The organism is Tolypothrix sp. VBCCA 56010 (assembly GCF_050875635.1).
Taxonomy (GTDB): Bacteria; Cyanobacteriota; Cyanobacteriia; order Cyanobacteriales; family Nostocaceae; genus Hassallia.
On sequence record NZ_JBPAOH010000292.1, the window covers coordinates 1 to 4,247 of the forward strand.

The 4,247-nt window shown below is 42.9% G+C and carries 3 protein-coding genes and 1 pseudogene; all 4 read right to left on the reverse strand.

Annotated elements, in window-relative coordinates:
• Nucleotides 1–16: 16 nt before the first annotated feature.
• Entirely contained in the window at nucleotides 17–514 is a 498-nt protein-coding gene (locus tag AABK37_RS40690) for a helix-turn-helix domain-containing protein (protein ID WP_432557063.1), read from the reverse strand.
• A gap of 26 nt (nucleotides 515–540) precedes the next feature.
• Nucleotides 541–2,086, reverse strand: a pseudogene (locus AABK37_RS40695) (group II intron reverse transcriptase/maturase).
• 607 nt (nucleotides 2,087–2,693) lie between these two features.
• Nucleotides 2,694–2,861 carry a hypothetical protein gene (locus tag AABK37_RS40700; RefSeq protein ID WP_432557064.1) on the reverse strand — a complete coding sequence of 56 codons (168 nt, stop codon included), beginning with the start codon at nucleotides 2,859–2,861 and terminating at the stop codon, nucleotides 2,694–2,696.
• 577 nt (nucleotides 2,862–3,438) lie between these two features.
• A complete protein-coding gene (locus tag AABK37_RS40705; RefSeq protein WP_432557065.1) occupies nucleotides 3,439–3,657 on the reverse strand; it encodes a reverse transcriptase N-terminal domain-containing protein in 219 nt (72 codons plus the stop codon).
• Nucleotides 3,658–4,247 lie beyond the last annotated feature (590 nt).

A 4,247-nucleotide genomic window follows, 5' to 3' on the forward strand; every position in this document is an offset into this window, starting at 1 on the left:
ACTTTTGCTCTAACGCTTAGAAATCAATGCTTACAAGCATTAATCTCAAATTTAAATATATGTGCCAGTTGACCTTATATTGTGACGCTTGCGTAAGTCCTATATTTGTTGACCAACACTCTTGAGTACTCCTCGGGGACTCCAGGCTCGCATTACTTGACCGATACGCCCAAATCTTCCTTTTACGGCTGCCAACAAAGTACGGGACGAGTATCGTTTGGTTCTCGGCTTTGCAACTCTTGTTCGACCAAATGAGGAAAGTTTTTTTAAATGCCTCTTGTTCGTGTTTATCAGCTTTGGGATGATGAGGGCGAGGTGTTAATTTACGCCAACCATGACGTGATAATAATCGGTAGATAGTACTGGAATCAACTGATGTACCGATTCGCTCCTCAAATGCTTTGTGAATCTGCGCAATCGTTGTGATACTACCTGTATGTGCGGCACCCACAAAGGTTGAGTCGATGGGGAGTATTATCTCCCGCACCTCTGTGTTAGATCCGGACGTACCCATTTGTGTGTATCCGGCTCCCGATATTCTTAGGGTTTGCACCCGTTGCTCATGTGTATATAATCATGACAAGATTCATGAACAGCTAGCAGATTCTTTACCTTCCAGTTGTTATGATTCCTGTCGATGTGGTGTAGGTGTACTCGTTCTTCACTTGTACACTTTAAAAAACCACAGTGACCACATGTGTGGTTTTGGCGTTTTAATGCCTTAGAGGTTTCATCGTCATATAGCTTACTATTCCTTTGGGACTAGTAAGCCATATCTCCATCAAAGGGAGATTTATTTCCTTTGACGTTAACGTGTTTGTTCTCGGAATAAGGAACCGCTGGAAACGCCTTATCTAGTAATTTCTTGCTAGTGTATCGGTCATTCTTTGTTTCCTTATTAAGTACCTTATAGGTTCTGTATTGTGTGTGGTATAGCGAAAATCGCGAGCCATCCATTTTACAGAATTTATGGTAATTTCTCCATCCTCTAACTATCGGTGCAAGCTTTGTTGCTTTTACCGATGAACCATAATTCGAGTTGTTAACGATAGCTTTTACCTTAGTAGCGGAGTTTTTTATAGTTCTCCACGCTCAGGAGTACATCTAAATTTTCCGTTGCTTTGAACTTTAAAGTTCCAGCCAAGGAAGTCAAATCCATCTGTCGTAGCGGTTATTTTTGTCTTCTTCTCGCTTACCTTCATACCTCTGTCAGTAAGAAATTCGTTGATTTTATCTAGTATTACCTTCGCATCGTCCTGTGGTCGAAGTATAACAACCATGTCGTCAGCGTACCTAACTGATGGTTCCACCACACCTTTCGGTAATTTATATTGGTGGATACTTTCGATTCGATTCAGAGCGATGTTAGCTAATAACGGACTTACCACACCGCCTTGAGGCGTTCCTTGCTCTGGAAATTCTGGGTTTATTCCGGCTTTTAGACAGCGAAATATCCCGTTTCTTATACCCAACGAGGCGATAAGGTTATCCATTATTGTGGTGTGGCTTATCCGGTCAAAGCATTTTTCGATATCGAGTTCGATGACTCGTTTATCGATTCCATTCACGTTTGAATTAAGGTTAGAGAATAGAACTTTCTGGGCATCATGTGCCGAGCGTCCCGGTCTAAAACCATAGCTTCTTGCATGAAATGTTGCTTCGTGCGCTGGTTAAGAGTGCAAACTTTGCGAGACATTGCCACGCTCTGTCTGAAATATTAGGTATTCCGAGAGGTCTTTTTTCCTCCGTCCCCGGCTTGGGAATCCATACTCTCCGGGTTGGAGCGACTTTTGAGCTTAATTTGAGGTTGGCAACTAAGGCGAGACGTTGCTTTGGGGACAAGCTTTTGTGCCCATCCACACCAGCCGTCTTCTTACCTTGATTGTCTTGTGTGACCCGCCTGACCGCTAAACACCTTGCTGACCAGGACTTCATCAACGTCTTCTGGAGTCTGCGATCGGGCTTTCACATCGCCATGTTGAGAGGCTCGATAAATTCGCTTTTGGAGCTTAAAGACACGCCGTTCTAGCTTGCCCCAGTTGATGTGCCTCCATTCCACCATCGGATTGACCCGTGTTTTAGACATTTGTGCTCACTACTTGCAACTTTATCTTCCAAATCACCGTGAGTCTGTCTGCATATCCTTGCCATTACAGCAAGACATTCGCTTCTGACTCTATCCCACCCGTTCGTAGCATCCGGTCTAGCACTGCTCAGAAATCGACCTTTCTGAGAGCATACGAGGGGTTACTTCGTTCCTGATAGCCATTGATTGAATCTTTAGAGTCGATGCTGTCCACCGGGATTGTTGGGAGTGCTGCTGATACGGGAGAAAGTATCAGCCCCTAATCCGTTGCCTTTTGGCTCCAGCGCAAAAAGCCTTATTTCGCTGGTTTTCTTTGACGATGGTTCAGGCGCATCTTCGATGAAAGCTGCTCATGGATTCTTGCTAAAGGGATTACCAACGAAGGGCTGTCAGCTACCTTCTTTCGCCCCGCTCTACCAATTTGATGGCTAGTCTCCTGGGTAGGGGTCGTGCTTTCACCACTGCACCTGTGGGGTAGGACTTGAGTTTTCACCCTCACCTAGATGGCTATCAAGTTGTCAAAGTTCTGTTGGGATTGCTCCCTTTTTTTCCTTGCCTCTCATCCTAGTGGTCCGTCAAGGCAACTTTGCGCTTGTATCCACCTGTCTCACAAGCGTCCCATCTTTCTACGTGCATCTGTGGTTTTAAAGCGCCAATTTACACTTGATTTTTCTTGGTTGCGTTGTTTTTCCCAAGCCGCAATCTCAAACTCCAGAATCGTGCGATCGCTAATTCTTCTTTCTAAACACGCTCCGAGACAAAACAGATAATTCAATTTCAACTTGATTGAGCCCTTCGGGTTCGCCAGTTGCTTCAAGTCGGGGAACCCGCCCAACGCACTGGCTCACCAAGAAGCATGTTTAGGGGTGTAGTGCAACAAAGCGTTTTTCAACAATTCTCTGGCATTCTTGAGGGGAAAAAACTTCATATAAAGCGGCTAGATTATGTATATTTAAATTATCTAGTACTAAACGAATTACTTCAGCATCTAGAAAATATATGTCTACTAAATTTTTCATTTGTAATGCAAAGTCTGCCTTAGTACGTTGCTCAGTTACCTAGTGGGTGTCGCCACCCAATTAACGGTTGAAAGCAGGCAAACAAGTTAACAGTACCCGCAGCGCTGATACTCACAATCATAACGTTCTGGCTGTTTCGCTTGAATAGGCAAAGGTTCTCTAACGAATAACTAAAAGTTGGTATGGACGCTCATCAAAACAAACTACAGGACGTTTTGGATCATAGGGCTGGCTATATAAATCCAACAGATTTTCCATTCGTAAAACATACTCAGCATCAAATGAGTGGGATACACCACTGTTCCTTTAACCACGGTTAATGAGCGTTTTTTTTTAAGTGCGTTGTAGATTTCCGCCGTTCCAGTTCTTGACCAGAATCACTCTTTGCTCTGGGGTATTGATTATTTCTTTATCAATTCCTGCCGTTGCTTTACCTTTATTGGTTTGAGTAATACGTCGAACAGATAATAATAGACAGGAGTGACTTCTTTGCATCAACTTCTGTAAGTTTCTCAAATGCGCGGAAGTTACCAAGTTCTCTTGCACGCTCATATTCTATGTCGTAGATTCTTAACAAGCTTGTTAACTTTACGCCAATTAATTTCGCTCCAGTTTTCAAGTTGTTTCTTTAGTCCGTTTGTAGACATTACTGCCTGCATCTAACTTGTCCTCGGATTAAGTTTCTTTAACATTTAGTCCTTTCGTATAAGACCCAGATGAAGTCTGCTTTCCTTTCGGTTAGAGGCAAATTTTGAACCTCTATCCTATCCATTACGGATAGGCGTTCGCTTTTTCATCCATCCTCTCCCCTCCAGAGATTTCTGCTTCCCTTGCGGTTGGCTTACTAGCAATATCGACATTTTCTAGACTCTGTAGGGTTTACCCCGTTGTGTCGTTTAGTTTCATGTCATCAGTTAGGTACTATTTCTTCTGCGGCAAGATTTTTGTTCATACGATATTTAAAACAGGGAGTTAAATATCCGCTTGCTTACCTTTTGGTTCGAGCTTATCAGCCTTATTTAGCTCCTTGCTGGATAACATTGTTTTTGGCTAAACATATCTCTGTATTAATTTTTTCTAATTATTGATACTCGTTAAGAATTTTTAAAGATTCGTCTCCAGTATTGGTTTTAATTACTTGT

Coding starts and splice junctions, on each gene's coding strand:
- AABK37_RS40705 (WP_432557065.1), bottom strand. CDS start 3,657: ATGAGCGTGCAAGAGAACTTGGTAACTTCCGCGCATTTGAGAAACTTA.
- AABK37_RS40690 (WP_432557063.1), bottom strand. CDS start 514: ATGGGTACGTCCGGATCTAACACAGAGGTGCGGGAGATAATACTCCCC.